Origin of the sequence: Moraxella bovoculi 237 (assembly GCF_000696305.2) — a bacterium.
Taxonomy (GTDB): domain Bacteria; phylum Pseudomonadota; class Gammaproteobacteria; order Pseudomonadales; family Moraxellaceae; genus Moraxella; species Moraxella bovoculi.
On record NZ_AOMT01000025.1, the window covers coordinates 13,391 to 29,119 of the forward strand.

At 45.3% G+C, this 15,729-nt stretch carries 19 protein-coding genes; 12 read left to right on the plus strand and 7 right to left on the minus strand.

All coding sequences use genetic code 11. The annotated features are described in order from the left end of the window. Positions 1-95 precede the first annotated feature (95 nt). The 3 genes from MBO_RS06425 to MBO_RS06435 all read left to right on the plus strand — a co-directional run bounded on the left by MBO_RS06425 (position 96) and on the right by MBO_RS06435 (position 1,794). Entirely contained in the window at positions 96-1,031 is a 936-nt protein-coding gene (locus MBO_RS06425; RefSeq protein ID WP_052585347.1) for a DNA/RNA non-specific endonuclease, read from the plus strand. Positions 1,032-1,039: 8 nt separating this feature from the next. After that, positions 1,040-1,294 (plus strand): histidine phosphatase family protein, encoded by a 255-nt coding sequence (locus tag MBO_RS06430; protein ID WP_036365805.1) that lies wholly within the window; start codon positions 1,040-1,042, stop codon positions 1,292-1,294. A gap of 128 nt (positions 1,295-1,422) precedes the next feature. Next, positions 1,423-1,794, plus strand: coding sequence for a DUF2147 domain-containing protein (locus MBO_RS06435; RefSeq protein ID WP_036365809.1), 372 nt, complete (start codon positions 1,423-1,425; stop codon positions 1,792-1,794). Between the two features lie 51 nt (positions 1,795-1,845). Here the strand turns inward: MBO_RS06435 and MBO_RS06440 are convergent, their stop codons facing one another. Beyond that, complete coding sequence (locus MBO_RS06440) at positions 1,846-2,184, minus strand: P-II family nitrogen regulator (RefSeq protein WP_036365812.1); 339 nt, start codon at positions 2,182-2,184, stop codon at positions 1,846-1,848. A 139-nt stretch (positions 2,185-2,323) separates the two neighbouring features. On the opposite strand from MBO_RS06440, the gene murD reads away from it, so the two are divergent. Together murD and MBO_RS06450 are read left to right on the plus strand one after the other, a co-directional pair. Next, the gene (murD, locus tag MBO_RS06445; RefSeq protein ID WP_036365815.1) at positions 2,324-3,724 is read left to right on the plus strand and encodes a UDP-N-acetylmuramoyl-L-alanine--D-glutamate ligase; all 1,401 of its coding nucleotides are present in this window, start codon (positions 2,324-2,326) and stop codon (positions 3,722-3,724) included. 181 nt (positions 3,725-3,905) lie between these two features. After that, complete coding sequence (locus MBO_RS06450; protein WP_052585348.1) at positions 3,906-5,069, plus strand: FtsW/RodA/SpoVE family cell cycle protein; 1,164 nt, start codon at positions 3,906-3,908, stop codon at positions 5,067-5,069. Between the two features lie 46 nt (positions 5,070-5,115). Here MBO_RS06450 and gluQRS read toward each other — a convergent pair whose 3' ends face one another. From gluQRS to MBO_RS06480, 6 genes are all read right to left on the minus strand, one after another. Further along, positions 5,116-6,105: a tRNA glutamyl-Q(34) synthetase GluQRS gene (gluQRS, locus tag MBO_RS06455; protein ID WP_036365818.1), complete on the minus strand. Its 990-nt coding sequence runs from the start codon at positions 6,103-6,105 to the stop codon at positions 5,116-5,118. A 3-nt stretch (positions 6,106-6,108) separates the two neighbouring features. After that, the gene (gene dksA / locus MBO_RS06460) at positions 6,109-6,522 is read right to left on the minus strand and encodes an RNA polymerase-binding protein DksA (protein ID WP_036365821.1); all 414 of its coding nucleotides are present in this window, start codon (positions 6,520-6,522) and stop codon (positions 6,109-6,111) included. A 260-nt stretch (positions 6,523-6,782) separates the two neighbouring features. Next, positions 6,783-7,580 (minus strand): metallophosphoesterase, encoded by a 798-nt coding sequence (locus tag MBO_RS06465; protein ID WP_052585349.1) that lies wholly within the window; start codon positions 7,578-7,580, stop codon positions 6,783-6,785. A 5-nt stretch (positions 7,581-7,585) separates the two neighbouring features. Continuing rightward, a complete protein-coding gene (locus tag MBO_RS06470; RefSeq protein ID WP_036365828.1) occupies positions 7,586-8,389 on the minus strand; it encodes a metal ABC transporter permease in 804 nt (267 codons plus the stop codon). 6 nt (positions 8,390-8,395) lie between these two features. After that, positions 8,396-9,133: a metal ABC transporter ATP-binding protein gene (locus tag MBO_RS06475; RefSeq protein ID WP_036365832.1), complete on the minus strand. Its 738-nt coding sequence runs from the start codon at positions 9,131-9,133 to the stop codon at positions 8,396-8,398. Then, entirely contained in the window at positions 9,117-9,629 is a 513-nt protein-coding gene (locus tag MBO_RS06480) for a Fur family transcriptional regulator (protein ID WP_036365834.1), read from the minus strand. The genes MBO_RS06475 and MBO_RS06480 overlap by 17 nt, the downstream gene beginning before the upstream one ends. Before the next feature lie 295 nt (positions 9,630-9,924). Here MBO_RS06480 and MBO_RS06485 point away from each other — a divergent pair, with 295 nt between their 5' ends. The 7 genes from MBO_RS06485 to atpA all read left to right on the plus strand — a co-directional run bounded on the left by MBO_RS06485 (position 9,925) and on the right by atpA (position 15,722). Continuing rightward, the gene (locus tag MBO_RS06485) at positions 9,925-10,794 is read left to right on the plus strand and encodes a metal ABC transporter substrate-binding protein (RefSeq protein ID WP_080702213.1); all 870 of its coding nucleotides are present in this window, start codon (positions 9,925-9,927) and stop codon (positions 10,792-10,794) included. Between the two features lie 231 nt (positions 10,795-11,025). After that, the gene (locus MBO_RS06490) at positions 11,026-11,421 is read left to right on the plus strand and encodes an ATP synthase subunit I (RefSeq protein ID WP_036365837.1); all 396 of its coding nucleotides are present in this window, start codon (positions 11,026-11,028) and stop codon (positions 11,419-11,421) included. Positions 11,422-11,815: 394 nt separating this feature from the next. Continuing rightward, positions 11,816-12,709 (plus strand): F0F1 ATP synthase subunit A, encoded by an 894-nt coding sequence (atpB, locus tag MBO_RS06495; RefSeq protein WP_036365840.1) that lies wholly within the window; start codon positions 11,816-11,818, stop codon positions 12,707-12,709. A gap of 51 nt (positions 12,710-12,760) precedes the next feature. Then, positions 12,761-13,006, plus strand: a complete 246-nt coding sequence (atpE, locus tag MBO_RS06500) for a F0F1 ATP synthase subunit C (RefSeq protein WP_036365843.1) — start codon at positions 12,761-12,763, stop codon at positions 13,004-13,006. A 106-nt stretch (positions 13,007-13,112) separates the two neighbouring features. Continuing rightward, on the plus strand, positions 13,113-13,583 hold the full coding sequence (locus tag MBO_RS06505) for a F0F1 ATP synthase subunit B (RefSeq protein ID WP_036365845.1): 471 nt from the start codon (positions 13,113-13,115) through the stop codon (positions 13,581-13,583). 12 nt (positions 13,584-13,595) lie between these two features. Then, positions 13,596-14,144 carry a F0F1 ATP synthase subunit delta gene (locus tag MBO_RS06510; protein ID WP_036365848.1) on the plus strand — a complete coding sequence of 183 codons (549 nt, stop codon included), beginning with the start codon at positions 13,596-13,598 and terminating at the stop codon, positions 14,142-14,144. Positions 14,145-14,177: 33 nt separating this feature from the next. Next, positions 14,178-15,722 carry a F0F1 ATP synthase subunit alpha gene (atpA, locus tag MBO_RS06515; RefSeq protein WP_036365850.1) on the plus strand — a complete coding sequence of 515 codons (1,545 nt, stop codon included), beginning with the start codon at positions 14,178-14,180 and terminating at the stop codon, positions 15,720-15,722. Positions 15,723-15,729: the final 7 nt, after the last annotated feature.

The window sequence follows — 15,729 nt, forward strand, 5'->3', positions numbered from 1 at the left end:
TGGTGCGCCAATTTTCATCAGGTGAATGGAAAATTTTTGAAATTTCAATCAGATAAGTCCCATGTTTAGGTGTGAACTTTGGTATAATATCAGGCATGAGACATGTATTTTTTGTGATTGTATTTTTGTTGTTGTCAAGTCATGCGCTGGCGAATGTGGCAAGTGTGCAGGCGAGTGGGTTTTTGCAGGGCTTTAATGATGTTTTTGGCGAGTGTCGTGGGCATTTTTATGATGGTCAGGCACCCATGCTGACCGGCACACGTGGTCAGAACTTGAATAGGGAGTTGGATGCGCTGTGCTTTGAAGGTTTTGCGGTGCTGCATTCTGGCGTGTCGCGTACGCCGCTTTGGTCGGCAGAACGCTTGACCAGAGAGCGTATTCAAAATGCCAGAACCTTGGCGCGGACGGACAGTTTTCGCAGTGAGAGCCGTTTGCCGCATGGCAGACGTGCCGAGCTTTCTGATTATAATCGCTCTGGGTTCGATCGTGGGCATCTGTCACCTAATGGCGATATGGCAAATGCCAATACACAGTACGAGAGTTTTAGCTTGGCTAACATCGCGCCGCAAAATGGCAAGCACAACCGCAATGTGTGGCGGCACATCGAGACCATCACGCGCAACCTAACCACCAAATATGGCGACGTGTATGTGGTGACGGGCGTGGTTTTTGCCACCAATAAAGTTGAGCGTATCGGCGGACGCGTGCTGGTGCCGAGTCATTTTTTTAAGGCGGTTTATTTGCCAAGTCTGAATCAGGCTGCGGTGTATTATTCTCCCAATGACGAAAGTCCAAGCTATGAAGTCATCAGCTTAAGCGAGCTGACACGGCGTACCGGTATGAATGTATTTCCTGCGTTGCCGATCCCTGTGCAGGACTACGCCTATGATCTGCCACGCCCGAAAGAAAAAGGCGAGATCGCACCAGCTGGCATTGATATGGATAAGATTGATCTGACGACTGGCAGTGGCTGGCTGTTGCTTGGACTTGAGATTTTTAAATATTTTATTAGCAGCATCAACCAAGCTTAGGAGGATTGATGGATATTTTTAATAATGATCATGAGGTGCTAAGCGTGGGCGGTCTGACCATCGAGAACCACGTTGGACAAATCACCATCTATGGCGATCTAAACATCGCTCCCAATGAGGCAGGGCGCAAGCAGGCTCAGTTGCTTGCGGATTTTTTTGGTAAGCTTGCTCAGGCGACCAAGGATTTTGATCGTGACGACAGCTCAAATTCTAATCTGACCGCTCAATCCACCGAGAAAGTAGATAATCCTTTCATGAGCTGATGGCATAACAGTTATAAAAAACCAACAAAAACGCCAATCGCCTACAGATTTAGTGTTTGCTTTTGATTTTTGGCTTGGTTATAATGGATTTACACTTGTACTTTACGGTGTTTTAAAGGAGAATTCTTATGAGACTAATGACTAAATTCATCGCAGCGACCGCAGGTCTGACCTTAGCGAGTATGGCTTTTGCCGCTGATCCTATCGTTGGTAATTGGCAAATGAGTGAGAGCGGTCAACCAAAAGCCGTCGTAAAAATCACCGAATCGGGCGGTAAGTTTTCAGGCGTGGTCATCTCAGGTCAAACTGAAAAAGCCAAACAATACGTTGGCAAAACTGTCATCCTAAATGCCGAAAACCTTGGCAGTGGCAAATACAAAGGCAAAGCCAAAGACCCACGTTGGGGCATAATTCCTGCTGTTAATGCGGACATCACTCTAAATGGCAACAAGCTAACTCTAAAAACACTAAAAGGCTCTCAAGTCCTAACGCGCAAATAATAGCTTTCGCCCATAAAAAACGCACTTAACTCAAGTGCGTTTTTTGTTTATTTATAGTGCATTCTCGTCAAGTTCGCCGGTGCGGATGCGTACGACATTCTCAAGCGGTGTTACGAAGATTTTGCCATCGCCAATTTTACCGGTATTGGCAGCCTTAATGATGGCTTCAATGATCGAATCGACCATATCATTAGTGCAGGCGATTTCAATTTTAATCTTTGGCAAAAAATCAACCACATATTCTGCGCCACGATACATTTCCGTATGGCCTTTTTGGCGACCAAAGCCTTTAACTTCAGTGATGGTGATGCCATTAACACCAATCTCAGAGAGAGTTTCGCGGACGTCGTCTAACTTAAAGGGCTTGATGATTGCCGAAATTAATTTCATGATAAATCCTTGACGGTCAATGCTGTGTTAGTAAATGATGGGTGAATTATAACGCTAAATTTCATAAAAATCCAATGTTCATCGCGCCAATTTCTGCTACAATAAGGGATAATTTGGACTATCAAACAGAGATGTTGTGATGCAACAAGCGAATTCTTTAGATGTGATTATCGGGCTTGGCGGTTCAGGTTTGTCCGCCGTGAATTTTTTGTGTGCCGAGGGGCGACGTGTGGCGGTGACGGATGAGCAGCCCGCCCCAAGCCTCGCTCCAAAGCTGCCTGAAGACGTCCAGACAGCATTTGGTGGCATCGATGAGGCGTTGTTGTTATCTGCAAATCGCATCATCATTAGCCCAGGGGTCGATCCTCGCCATCCTGCCATCCAATCGGCAAAATCTGCAGACATTCCTGTGCTAAGCGACATTCAACTGTTCTGCGATGCATTGCATGCGCGTGATGAACGTACGGGCAAGCATACGCCAATCGTTGCCATCACAGGCTCGAACGCCAAATCAACAGTAACCACCCTAGTTGGTGAGATGGCCAAACAGACCGGTAAAGTCGTTGGCGTAGGCGGCAATATCGGCACACCGGCACTTGACTTGCTTGCCATTGACGGCATGGATCTGGCGGTGCTTGAGCTGTCTAGTTTCCAGCTAGAGCACGTCAGCCATCTGGGTGCATCTGTGGCAACCATCTTAAACATCTCTCCAGATCACTTAGATCGTCACGGCGACATGACGGGTTATTTGACTCAGAAATTGCGAATTTTTGACGATGCTCGCGCGGCGGTCATCTGCCTAGACGATACACAATTACAGGCGTCTTGCCAGCAAGTATTGAGCGATCATGGCATATCTGAGGCAGCTGTGATTACCACGAGCGGCGTTATCGATTGTGACTGTCATGCTGATTTTTGTTTGGTGAAATCAGAGGGGCGGATTTATCTGTGCTGCCGAGGCGAACATTTGCTGTCTGCTGATGAGCTATTCATCAAAGGTAAGCATAACCTGCTAAATGCGCTGTCAGCACTGGCACTAGGTCAAGCGGTAGGTCTTGATATGCCAAGCATGATCGCAGCATTAAAGGCATTCAAAGGACTGCCTCATCGCTGTGAGTATGTCGATGAGGTGGCAGGTCGAGTTTATTTTAATGATTCAAAAGGCACTAACATCGGTTCAACGCTGGCCGCCATTGATGGCTTGGGTGCGGTCTATGGCGAGCGTTCATTAGCGATTATCTTGGGTGGTCTGGGTAAGGGTCAGGACTTTAGTGAGCTTGGCGCAGATATTGACAAATACGCGCATTCGGTCTACCTGATCGGCGCAGATGCAGGCGTGATCGAAAAGGATCTGTCAGCGACTTCAGGCTTATCTAAGCGCATTCAGCAACTTGGTACATTGCAGGCAGCGGTGGATCTAGCAAGCCAAAGCTCGGCCAAGGCAGTGCTGTTATCTCCAGCTTGTGCAAGTTTTGATCAATTCAAAAGCTATGGCGACCGCGGTGATAAGTTCGTCTCGATGGTTAAGGCTTTGGCATAACCAGTGTTGCCGGTACAGCCATCCTTTGGGGTGGCTTTTTTTTATTTTTCATGACTTGCAGCTTGTAATTTTAGAACTTTTGTAACAATTCATAAATTTGATGAAATTTTCTTTGATTCATCAAAAAGTGGTTTATAATAATACGTTTAATTTTTAGATCTAAAATCACAAAGTAGCCGCCATGCCCCAATATGTCCAAAAACTACTGTCACTCAACCTACCATCAGCGCGCACGACGCTACTGGTCAGCCTAGGATTATTATTAACGCTGTCCTTGTTGATGATTGCTTCAGCTTCCATTCCTTTTGCGCTTGCCAAAGATCTGTATCCGATGCGATTCTTTTGGTCGCAGCTTTTGTATATCGGTCTTGGTGTGGCGGCGGCTTATGTGGTGTATAATCTGCCTTTGCGGATTTATTGTAAGTTTAGCAATGTTTTGGCGCTTTGGCTTGGGGTGGTGGCACTCCTGATATTGACGGCAATATTTGCGGTGCCGATCAACGGCTCTAAGCGCTGGCTGAACATTGCCGGCTTTAGTCTGCAGTCGGCAGAACTTGCCAAGATGGTGATGGTCATGGTGGCGGCTGAATACGTGGTTCGGCGTTCGGCGGACATGCGAGGCAGCCTATGGGGTGGCTGGCGACTTCTTTTGTGGTATTTACCCATTGTGACTTTATTGGTTCTGCAGCCAGACTTTGGTTCGACATTGGTGATTGTGACGACATTATTGGTAATTGCCTTTATTAGTGGTGCTCCATTAAGGGATTATGCGTTTATCACGACAGTTATTGGTGTAACGATGGCTGCTGGAATGGCTTTTGCAGACTATCGACGTGAGCGATTGATGTCTTTTTGGGATCCGTTTGATGACATTCAGGACACTGACTATCAGTTGTCTAGAAGTTTGATTGCCTTTGGTCGAGGTGAATTTAGCGGTGTGGGTTATGGCGACAGTGTTCAGAAGTTATCGCATCTACCCGAGGCGCATACGGACTTTATCTTAGCGATTACCGGTGAGGAATTGGGCTTTATTGGTGTGTCATTCGTACTGCTACTAGGAGCGCTCATTGTCGCTGCGATCATGCACATCAGCTATGCCACTTTGAAGCGCCGTCAGTTGCGTCTAAGCTATATGGTGTTTGGATTCGCTACAGTAATTTTTGGTCAGATTTTTATTAATGCTGGCATGAACATGGGTATTCTACCAACGAAAGGCTTGACGCTACCGTTTTATAGTTTTGGTGGTTCGGCACTGCTTGTGAACATGATGATGATTGGCTTTATTCTTAAAGTTGACAAAGAGAGTGAAGGCATCGACCGTATGGGGTTAAGCCGTAATTTCTAAGATTTGTAGATTACAAAGCAAAAAGTCAGCCAAAGCGCTGGCTTTTTTATTGGCTGTCTGATGCGATACCAAGGCTGTTTTGGTGCATGAGTGGTGCGTTATCCCAATGTTTGATGGCAAATGTTAGGATGTCATCGACGGTGCCGTCCTGCATGTCGTCAGCGATGGGTTGTTTTAATAAACGCAGCGCATGAATAAGTAATTCGCTTGGGCATTCATTTTTGATGGACTTGGCAAGGTTTTGCTTGGATAGCTTTTGACCGTCGTTATTGTGTAGTAGTGGCAGATGATAAAAATAATCGGCATGCGGCAGTTGGCAGGCTTTATTGATGAATAGCTGTGCGGCTGTCATCGGCATGATGTCAAGCCCACGCATGATGTGGCTGATGTTCTGTAGCCCGTCATCAATGGCGCAGGCAAGGATGTAATTAATCATGTCATTTTGGCGTTTGATAACGACATCGCCAAGACTCTTGGCAGGATTATCCCAAATAACCCCTTGGATGCCATCATAAAAAGCCGTCGCGACGTCAGGCAGACATAGGCGAATCTTATTATCAGGATGCTGGCCGTCATGCGACTGATGCAGGCATAAGCGCGGATAGATGGGGGGAGTATTAAGATCTTGGGTTTGGTTTAGGTTTTGTAGGGTGTGGCTTAGGGCAATGGGCGGTGTTGCCTTATTGGGATGTGTGCCAAAATATTCACTAAGCTGCTTTCTTGAACATTGGCACGCATAGCTGATGGCTGATAGATGGTCGTTGATGAACTCATCATAGATGGGCTGTCTGTGCGACTGATAGATAATCTCGCCATCCCAATGCAAGCCCAGTCGGGTTAGATCGTCCAGTATTGAGTGACTGTATGCTTGTTTACAGCGTTCAAAATCGACATCTTCGATGCGCAATAGCCACTGCCCGCCCAACGCCTTAATATGACAAAAGCTCGCCACAGCAGTCGTGAGCGAGCCTAAGTGTAAGTGTCCCGTCGATGATGGTGCGAACCGTCCGATGATGGGGCGTTTGGAGTCTGACACACCTTATCCTAGGTTTTGCTTTTCTTTCATTTCGGATAAGGTCTTGCAGTCGATGCACTGCGTGGCGGTCGGTCTTGCCTCTAGGCGTTTTAGTCCGATTTCGGTGCCGCAGGTCTCGCAGTAACCATAATCGCCCGTGTCGATCTCAGCGATGGATTTGTCGATTTTGCGAGTTAGCTTGCGCTCACGGTCTCGAGTGCGTAGGGCGAGCGCGAACTCTTCTTCTTGAGTGGCGCGGTCGTTGATATCTGCCATCGCGCTCGTTTCTTCGTTGATGTAATCTTTGGTGCGCTCAGCTTCAGACATTAGCTCGCCTTTCCATGCCAACAAGAGCGAACGAAAGTGCTCAAGCTGCTTGTCTGACATGTATTCTTCGTCTTTGGCAGGCTCATAAGGGGCGAAAGTTTTGTTGTTCATGCGCTGATTTATCCTTCAAAATGCGCCTTAAGCGACTTGGTGAATGGCGATGTGAATAGCGCAAATACACCGCCACAAAAAATGCCACAGCGTTGGAAATCATCCAACCAAAAAGCATCCTCTAAGCAAAACTAAAAAATGACTAATTTAAGCTATTGCAAGTCCGTAAAGCCCCATAGTTTGCCAAAACATTGCAAGAATTACAAGTGTTTCTTGTGGGGTTGGTGGGTTATTTATTAATTAAGCCGTAAAATTCGCGCCTAATTTTGCACTCTTTTGACTAAAGTTGCTAGTTTTTCTTTGTTATAAATGTGTATCAGGCGCAAACCCTCAGGTACATCATCTAGCTTAAAGTCAACATAATGCGGTAAAAACTGCCGACTGGTGGCAGGGCAGGTATATAGTGTGGCAGGGTATGGTGTCGGTATGGGCAGCTCATGAGCTTGATGTACATGACCGCATAAGATTGCTTTTATATTAGGGTGAGGCGTGAGAGCCTGCCAAAAATCATCATGGTTTTGAAGGATGTGACCATCTATCCAAGCCGAACCTACAGGCAGTGGATGATGGTGCATGGCGATGATGGTGGGCAGCTCATTAGCTAGATGTGATCTTAGAAAGTGCAGTTTGTCATCATCTAGATGACCGTAAATCTGCCCATGAACGGCAGAATTTACTGATAAAATTTGCCAGCAGGCATCAGGCAGTTCAATAATAAGACGGTGTGTGTCCACCAGCCTAGCATCTGCCTGTATGGGTAGAAATTGGCGTTCGTGAAATGGCAAATCATGCCCAATCTCATGCGTTATGTCATGATTGCCTGCCAAGCAAACAAAAGGAATGTTAATCTTTTGAAGCTTATCAAATAACCAATCATAAAGATGAGTATCGCCATCATTTACCAAGTCGCCTGTCAGGAGTAATAAATCAGGCTTATGCTCTAAGGCAAGCTTGAGTACCGCCAAAAATTTATCGGTGTAAATAGGTTTGTGCGCAGATAAATGTAAATCGCTGATCTGAGCGATGGTGAAAGTATCTAAGTGATGGCGAATGTGCATGATGGTTAGGCTTGAGCTTTGGTGAGCTTATGAGTGATATAAATGACAAAAAACACCGCTGCCAAGGTCAGCACGATGGCAAGCCCGGTCTGCACATCAAGATAAACACTACCCCAAATCCCTGCCGTCACCCCAACCTGAGCTAGGACAAGCGCGATGATGACCATTTGGCGTGGCGAGGCAGCCAGCAGGCGTGCACTCAGAGCGGGCAAAATCAGCAGTCCGCTAATGAGCAGACTGCCCACCGCTTGCAAGGCAATAGCACAAAAACCTGCCAGTAGCCCCATAAAGAAGACCTGCTGTTGTATTGGGCTGATGCCAGCGATGCGTGCCAAAGGTTCTGACGTGGCAAGCTTCACCTGCTTGCTCCAGATCCACATTAAAAATGCACCGCCCATCGCTACCGATACAGCTAAGCGTGGTAGATCTGCCCAGTTCACATCAAGCAGATTGCCAAATAAGAACCCAAGGACGTTCGCCTGCTGCTGTGTCAGTTGGGTTAAGGTTAATAATCCCAAGCACAACAGCATGACCGCCATGACGGACAACGTGGCATCGTTAGGTAGGCGTTTATCATTCATAAAGACAAGCGCTGCCACGACAAGCATGCTCACCAAGATGATACCAATGTCAGCAGGTAAGCTAAGCCATGCAGCAATCGCCACGCCAAGCAATGCCCCGTGCGCCAGTGTATCGGCAAAAAAAGCCATCCGTCGCCACAGCACTAAACATCCAAGCGGTGCAGATAATAAAGCCAATAATGCGCCTGCAATCCAAGCAGGTGCGATGATGGGAAGCCAGTCGGTCATGCTCGGTTATCCGTGATGTTCGCAGCTGTCATTGTGATGACAGTGATCATGATGGTGAATGTAGGCTTGGTAATGCCCAAACAGTCTGGTGAATTCAGGTGCGATGGCAATCTGACTGGGTTCACCCTGACAGCAGATGTGTTTATTTAAGCAGATGACACGCCGAGAGCCTTTCATGACCCAGTGCAGATCGTGAGACACCACCAGCATCGTACAAGCTAGAAAATCAGGCAGTTCATCAATAAAGTGATAAAGCCAGCTTTCTGTCTCAGGATCAAGCCCTTGCATCGGTTCATCTAAGATGAGCAGGTCAGGCTTGTCCAGTAGTGCGCGCGCCATGAGTACGCGCTGAGTCTCACCGCCTGACAGATGGCTCATTTGTTTATGGATGAGTGGCTTGATAGATAGCTTATCAAGTACGAAGGTCTTTTGATCGCAGGTAAGCTGCTTTGGATTGGCTTGAAACAGCAGGTCTTGTACGCGGAGCGGTAGAATCTCGGGCACGCTAAAGCGCTGAGGTACATAACTCAGCGCAAGCGCTTGACTGTCTATACTTCCAGAAGTGGGCTTTAACAGACCCAATATCAGCTTGATAAGCGTTGATTTGCCCGCGCCATTTGGACCGATGAGGCTGACCATCTCGCCTGGATACAAATCAAGAGAGATGTCGTGTAACAAGGTGGCATCACCAACTTTATAACCGATGTCTGTCAGGCTTAATAAAGGTTTAGCCTTGGCAGTCACGGCAGACGCCTTTTAGTTCGATGACGGTGTTTTCGACATTGAATCTGGCGTCATTCTGTGCAAAGTCCATGATGTTATCAACTGACAAGTTACTGCACTCTTCAACGCTGTTACAAGATTTACAAATCAAAAAAGCCGCCGCATGCTTAGAACGCGGATGACAACAGGGCACATAAGCATTCAATGAGCTAAGCTGATGAATGAGCCCTTCGTTCAACAAAAATTCCAAAGAGCGATAAATCGTCGGCGGTGCGATGTTTTTGCTGGCGGCGTCGGTATTTTGGCGGCTAAGCTGTAATGCGCTGATCAGATCATAAGCGCCAAGCGGCTTATCCGATTCTAAAATAAGAGCATAGACTTCTTCGCGCAGTGGTGTAAAGCGAACGCCTTGTGCTTCGCAATGCGCCTTGGCTTCTTTGATGCATTCTTCGATATCGTGATGATGGACATTATGATGATGGTCGCATGAGCAGTGATGGGTGTGTGCATTAGTCATAATGGGATCTTTGGGCTGTATTGTTCGTGTTATGATGATGGCTATAGGGAAATTGGCGCTGTTTTTGAATAAAAATCACCAATAAAGCATTTATTTTAAAGGCTATTATACCTTATAATGTAACTGCTGCCCATAGACAAAGTTTTTCAATCTGTTAAAAAATTGTCAATAATTTAGCGACAAAATCACCAATTAATGTTATATTATAACTAATTTTAAACTAAGCCAGCCATCGCTAAGCTAAGTTTCTACGACCTATTTTCAAGAATTTAAAGTTATCACGAAAGGGTGCTTCATGTCATTTAATTCAATCATTAAGAATATTACAAAAACCACCATTGCCGTGTCTTTATTGGCGGCAGGCACTGCTCATGCAGGTGTGGTCAGTGTGAGCAATTACCCATTGGCACTACTTTCTAATGCAGTCACCAAAGACGCTGCACCTGCCAAGGTTCTACTTAATGCTGGTGATGTGGGACATCATGGCGAGCTTAGCCCAAGCGCCAAAAAACTGGTCGTGGATAGCGATTATGTTGTGTGGTTTGGCGGGGCGCTTGAGCAGAATTTGGTAAATACGCTGTCTGATGCGCCGAATGCAATTTCGCTGTTTGATTTTAATGCTTTTGAGCGTCTACCGCTTCGCAATATTGATGGTACTGCCCAACCCGGCAGTTTCGATGCGCATATCTGGCTGGAGCCCGAGAATGCCAAAGCCATCGTGCGTGCGCTGGCTGTGGTGCATTCGCATGCCAATCCTGAGCATAAAGAAAAATATGCGCAGAATGCTGTGGACTTCCAAGCACGCATGGACGATGCCGTCGCCAAAGTGAATCTAAGCGCCAAGTCATTGCCTTATTGGGCATATCATGACGCTTTTCAGTATCTAGAGCGTAGTGCCAACCTTAAATTTGCTGGTGCACTGACGCCTGATCATCACTTATCACCTAAGGTAAGCCAAATCCGTCTGCTCTCCCAGTCACGCCCACAGGCTGGCATGTGCATCGCTTCGCAAGGCAGGGTATCAGATGGCATTGTCAATAAATTGGGTAATGTGGGAACTGTTGTCCGCCAAGAGGATATGAGCGATGGCACGGATTTTATCGATGCGTGGCAAGAGTTGGCGCTGACCATTCGTGACTGTGCGTCAAGCAATGCCAAACAATGAAAAATTAGATTTAATTTCAGAAAATGGCTAAACGGTTGATTTATGTTTGCATTTTTGTAAGAAATAATGATAATTTTTCGCAAAATTAGCCGTTTACCCCCTTGTTAGTATTCAAAAAAGTTTTTATAATACAGGCGTTTACGCACACAATATTTTTGATTTTATTTGGTGTGCGTTTATTTTATTTGTTGGGCAGTGGTATGCCAAAATAACTCAAAAAAGCTGATTGACATGAGCCGTCCAGCATCACGCACGCAAAAGAAACAAATCTACACCGCGCAAGCTCGCCAAATATGGCTAGTGCTCCTTTTGACAGGGCTTGGCGTGATTTATGACATGACTCAGGGTGCAGGCTTCATTGCTACGAAGAGCGTTTTTGTTGGTGCGTTATTACACTTTTTAGCTCAAAGTGTGTTTACTTTTTTTGCTTATCGTGCCGAGGGCACAAGAGCAAGACAGCAAATCATGCTGAACATGTACTTGGGTCAGATGCTTAAGTGGCTCATCAGCTTATTGGGATTTGCATTGATTTTTATTTATCAGCAGCCAATAACAGCGGCGTTGGTAATTATTGGTTATTTTATCATGCAGCTTTACCACATTATTAGCATGTGGCGATTGCGCTAACGATTAAAATAAAAGACGATTTCTACCAAATTGATATATACACCAAAATATGTATTTTTTTTGAAAAAATTCATTCGGGTGCAAAATTTTGGTAAGAAAAGTCATATTTTCCCTTTACATATAGCCCCGACTGAAGTAAGATACTCAGTTAGCTATGAATGTAAATTTTTGATGCGATTGTTAAGAGTCGTTTACAGGTTTGATTGATTTTTGCTAAGTTTGATTGCAGCAGGGATAAGACCATCAGACCTTGGCTTTATAATGGTGTCATAAATTCATAAGACAAGTGAGGTAAGCTAGTTTTAGTTGCCTTTTGATGTTTATCATGGATTTTCAGTTCTGATTAGGTGTTTATCACCAAATCTTTTGTTTGACTTAAGATAAGAAGCTTATTATGGCAGCCGAACAGACATCTTCAGATTATATTGCTCACCACTTAACCAACTGGACGTTCGGACATCATCCAGAGCATGGTTGGAAAGTGGCTTATGATGCCGCTGAAGCCTCAGAAATGGGTTTTAAAGCCATTCACTTGGACTCAATGCTGTGGTCTATCGGATTGGGCATCTTTTTTTGTGCGCTGTTTTGGGTAGTAGCTCGTAAAGTAACTTCTGGTGTACCGACCAAGCTACAAGCCTTCGTTGAGATGATTGTTGACTTCATTGATAACAGCGTTCGCGAATCTTATAAAGGTCCTTCAAAGCTCATCGCACCATTGTCTTTGACGATTTTCGTCTGGATTTTCTTGATGAACTTGATGGATTTGATTCCAGTAGACTGGATTCCTTACGCCGCCCAAGTTGTTGGTTCTAATGTATTTGGCTTAGATCCACACCATGTTTACTTCAAGATTGTACCTAGTACCGATCCAAACATTACGCTTGGCATGGCATTAGGTGTGTTCTTACTAATCATTGGTTTTGGTCTAAAATACAAAGGCATCGGTGGGTTTATCGCTGAATTTACACTACATCCATTCAGCGCAAAAAATCCAATTTTACAAGCGATTCTTATCCCAATTAACTTGGTACTTGAAATTGTAACTTTGCTTGCAAAACCGATTTCATTGGGTCTGCGTTTATTCGGTAACATGTATGCCGGTGAACTCATCTTTATTCTGATTGCACTTATGTATATGGCAGACAGCTTCTTTATCAAGGGCTTAGCTGTGCCATTACACCTAGCGTGGGCAATCTTCCATATTTTGGTTATTACTCTTCAGGCGTTCGTGTTTATGATGTTGACGATTGTTTATCTATCGCTCATCTCACAAACAGCAGAACATTAATTTGAAACCCTTTAAACTTTAACCCTTCATATAGGTCATTAAGGAGACATCATGGATCCAGTTATCGTACAGTACACTCTAATTGCAGTGGCTATTCTAATCGGTCTTGGCGCACTAGCTACCGGTATCGGTTTTGCTCTACTAGGTGGTAAATTCCTAGAAAGTACAGCTCGTCAACCAGAACTAGGCTCACAACTTCAAACTCGTATGTTTATTGTGGCAGGTCTTCTGGATGCTATCCCAATGATTGGTGTTGGTATCGCAATGCTACTATTGTTCGCAAACCCATTCGCATAAGCTGAAACCGTCAGTTTAACGCCCATTTCTGGTCGCGGAGTTGTTCTGCAATGATGCGATCTAGAATTGGCTATCACCTGACTTTCACTAACAACGAGGTGATTGGATGAACATTAATGCTACATTACTTGGTCAGTTAGTTGCTTTTGCGATTTTCGTGTGGTTTTGCATGAAATTCGTATGGCCGCCACTGATCGGCGCTATCAATGAGCGTCAACGCAAAATCGAGGAAGGCCTTAGCGCCGCCGAGAAAGCCAAAGAAGATTTGGCTTCTGCTGAACAGCAGGTAGAACAAGAATTTGCTGCCGCAAAAACTGAAGCCGCTTCTATCATTGAACGTGCGAATAAAACCGCTAACCAAATGATTGAAGATGCTAAAGCTCAAGCTCGTGTAGAGGGTGAGCGTATCATTGCCCAAGCTCATGCAACTGTTGAGCAAGAAGCTGCTCAAACTCGTGAACAACTTCGTTCTCAAGTTGCTCAATTGGCAGTTTTAGGCGCAGAAAAGATTTTGCAAAGCAAAGTCAATGAACAAGAACACGCTAACATGCTAGACCAGTTGGCGGCTAAGCTGTAATTAGAGGAAATCATGGCTGAACTATCCACCTTAGCAAGACCATATGCCAAAGCGGCATTTGACTATGCTAAAGAGCAAAATGTAATCAATGACTGGGAAAATTTCCTATTGATTGCAAGCAGTATTGTGCGTGATGAGTCATTTTCTTCATTACTAAGCAATCCAGCCATTTCTGCAGAGCAAAAGACTGCCGTCTTGATTGATATCTATGGCTCACAAACGGCAGATCAACCTTCTGACGCATTGGTTAACTTTACCAAGCAGCTATCAGAACATGACAGACTGGCTTTATTGCCTGAGATTCATACTCATTACAGCAAACTAAAATCACAAGAGCTAAAACAGGTTGACGCTTACGTTACTTCAGCCTATCCATTAACCGAAGCCCAGCGTGAAACATTGCAAGCGCGTCTTGCAATCTCCACAGGTTCGATCGTCATTTTGCATGAAGCAGTAGATCCAGAGCTTTTGGGTGGCGCAACGATTAAAGTGGGCGATAAGTTTACCGATGGCTCAGTGCGTGGTAAGTTAAAACAATTAAAGACTCAACTGACTGCGTAAGCATGAAGTTGGCATTTTAAAGGAAACAAGGCAATGCAACAATTGAATCCAGCCGAAATCAGCAATCTGATTAAGCAGCGTATTCAAGACCTTGACGTAGGCGCAACTGCAAAAACTGAAGGCGTTATCGTCAGTGTTTCTGATGGTATTGTGCAGATTCACGGTCTAGAAGAGGCTATGTATGGTGAGATGATCGAGTTTGAGGGCAATGTTTATGGCATGGCACTTAACCTTGAGCAAGACTCAGTGGGCGCGGTTGTCCTAGGTGACTACCTAAGCCTACAAGAAGGTCAAAAAGCTTACTGTACAGGTCGTATTTTGGAAGTTCCAGTAGGTCCTGAACTACTAGGTCGTGTCGTTGATGCGCTAGGCAACCCAATTGACGGTAAAGGTCCTATCAACGCCAAATTGACTGACAAAGTCGAAAAAATTGCCCCTGGTGTTATCGCACGTCAATCAGTAGATGAGCCAGTTATGACTGGTTATAAAGCTGTTGATACGATGATTCCTATTGGTCGTGGTCAGCGTGAGCTTATCATCGGTGACCGACAAACAGGTAAAACTGCATTGGCAATCGACGCCATCATTGCTCAAAAAGACTCTGGCATTAAGTGTGTGTATGTAGCAATCGGTCAAAAACGTTCGACCATTGCTAACGTTGTACGCAAGTTAGAAGAAACTGGTGCATTGGCATACACAACTGTTGTTGTTGCCTCAGCATCAGAGCCTGCAGCACTACAATACATCGCGCCTTACTCAGGCTGTACCATGGGTGAATACTTCCGTGACCGTGGTGAAGATGCATTGATCGTGTATGATGATCTGTCTAAGCAAGCAGTTGCTTATCGTCAAATCTCACTACTACTACGTCGTCCACCAGGACGTGAAGCATACCCAGGTGACGTATTCTATCTACATTCACGTCTTCTAGAGCGTGCATCGCGCGTTAACGCTGACTATGTAGAAGCGTTCACTAATGGTGAAGTGAAAGGTAAGACAGGTTCACTAACTGCACTACCAATCATTGAAACACAAGCTGGTGACGTATCAGCATTCGTACCTACCAACGTGATTTCTATTACTGACGGTCAGATTTTCCTTGAATCTAACCTATTTAACTCAGGTATTCGTCCTGCAGTGAACGCTGGTATCTCAGTATCGCGTGTTGGTGGTGCTGCGCAAACCAAAATCATCAAGAAGCTATCAGGTGGTATCCGTACCGCACTAGCACAGTATCGTGAATTGGCAGCATTTGCTCAGTTTGCATCTGACCTTGATGATGCTACCAAACAACAGCTTGAGCACGGTGAGCGTGTAACCGAACTAATGAAGCAAAAGCAATATGCCCCAATGTCAATCGCTGACCAAGCGGCTGTTATCTACGCTTCTAACGAAGGTTACTTAGCTGATGTACCTGTTGAGAAGATTGGTGCATTCGAAGAAGCACTTCTACGCAATCTACGCGCAGATCATGCTTCACTGATGACTGAAATTGACCAAACTGCTAACTATAATGATGACATTGAAGGTCGTCTAAAAGCAGCTATTGAGTCATTCAAAGCATCAAGTAGCTACTAAGCGACAT

Bases quoted from the DNA above. Each gene is read 5' to 3' on its own strand.
- MBO_RS06425 (WP_052585347.1), top strand. From the start codon at position 96: ATGAGACATGTATTTTTTGTGATTGTATTTTTGTTGTTGTCAAGTCAT.
- MBO_RS06430 (WP_036365805.1), top strand. From the start codon at position 1,040: ATGGATATTTTTAATAATGATCATGAGGTGCTAAGCGTGGGCGGTCTG.
- MBO_RS06435 (WP_036365809.1), top strand. From the start codon at position 1,423: ATGAGACTAATGACTAAATTCATCGCAGCGACCGCAGGTCTGACCTTA.
- MBO_RS06440 (WP_036365812.1), bottom strand. From the start codon at position 2,184: ATGAAATTAATTTCGGCAATCATCAAGCCCTTTAAGTTAGACGACGTC.
- murD (WP_036365815.1), top strand. From the start codon at position 2,324: ATGCAACAAGCGAATTCTTTAGATGTGATTATCGGGCTTGGCGGTTCA.
- MBO_RS06450 (WP_052585348.1), top strand. From the start codon at position 3,906: ATGCCCCAATATGTCCAAAAACTACTGTCACTCAACCTACCATCAGCG.
- dksA (WP_036365821.1), bottom strand. From the start codon at position 6,522: ATGAACAACAAAACTTTCGCCCCTTATGAGCCTGCCAAAGACGAAGAA.
- MBO_RS06465 (WP_052585349.1), bottom strand. From the start codon at position 7,580: ATGCACATTCGCCATCACTTAGATACTTTCACCATCGCTCAGATCAGC.
- MBO_RS06470 (WP_036365828.1), bottom strand. From the start codon at position 8,389: ATGACCGACTGGCTTCCCATCATCGCACCTGCTTGGATTGCAGGCGCA.
- MBO_RS06480 (WP_036365834.1), bottom strand. From the start codon at position 9,629: ATGACTAATGCACACACCCATCACTGCTCATGCGACCATCATCATAAT.
- MBO_RS06485 (WP_080702213.1), top strand. From the start codon at position 9,925: ATGTCATTTAATTCAATCATTAAGAATATTACAAAAACCACCATTGCC.
- MBO_RS06490 (WP_036365837.1), top strand. From the start codon at position 11,026: ATGAGCCGTCCAGCATCACGCACGCAAAAGAAACAAATCTACACCGCG.
- atpB (WP_036365840.1), top strand. From the start codon at position 11,816: ATGGCAGCCGAACAGACATCTTCAGATTATATTGCTCACCACTTAACC.
- atpE (WP_036365843.1), top strand. From the start codon at position 12,761: ATGGATCCAGTTATCGTACAGTACACTCTAATTGCAGTGGCTATTCTA.
- MBO_RS06505 (WP_036365845.1), top strand. From the start codon at position 13,113: ATGAACATTAATGCTACATTACTTGGTCAGTTAGTTGCTTTTGCGATT.
- MBO_RS06510 (WP_036365848.1), top strand. From the start codon at position 13,596: ATGGCTGAACTATCCACCTTAGCAAGACCATATGCCAAAGCGGCATTT.
- atpA (WP_036365850.1), top strand. From the start codon at position 14,178: ATGCAACAATTGAATCCAGCCGAAATCAGCAATCTGATTAAGCAGCGT.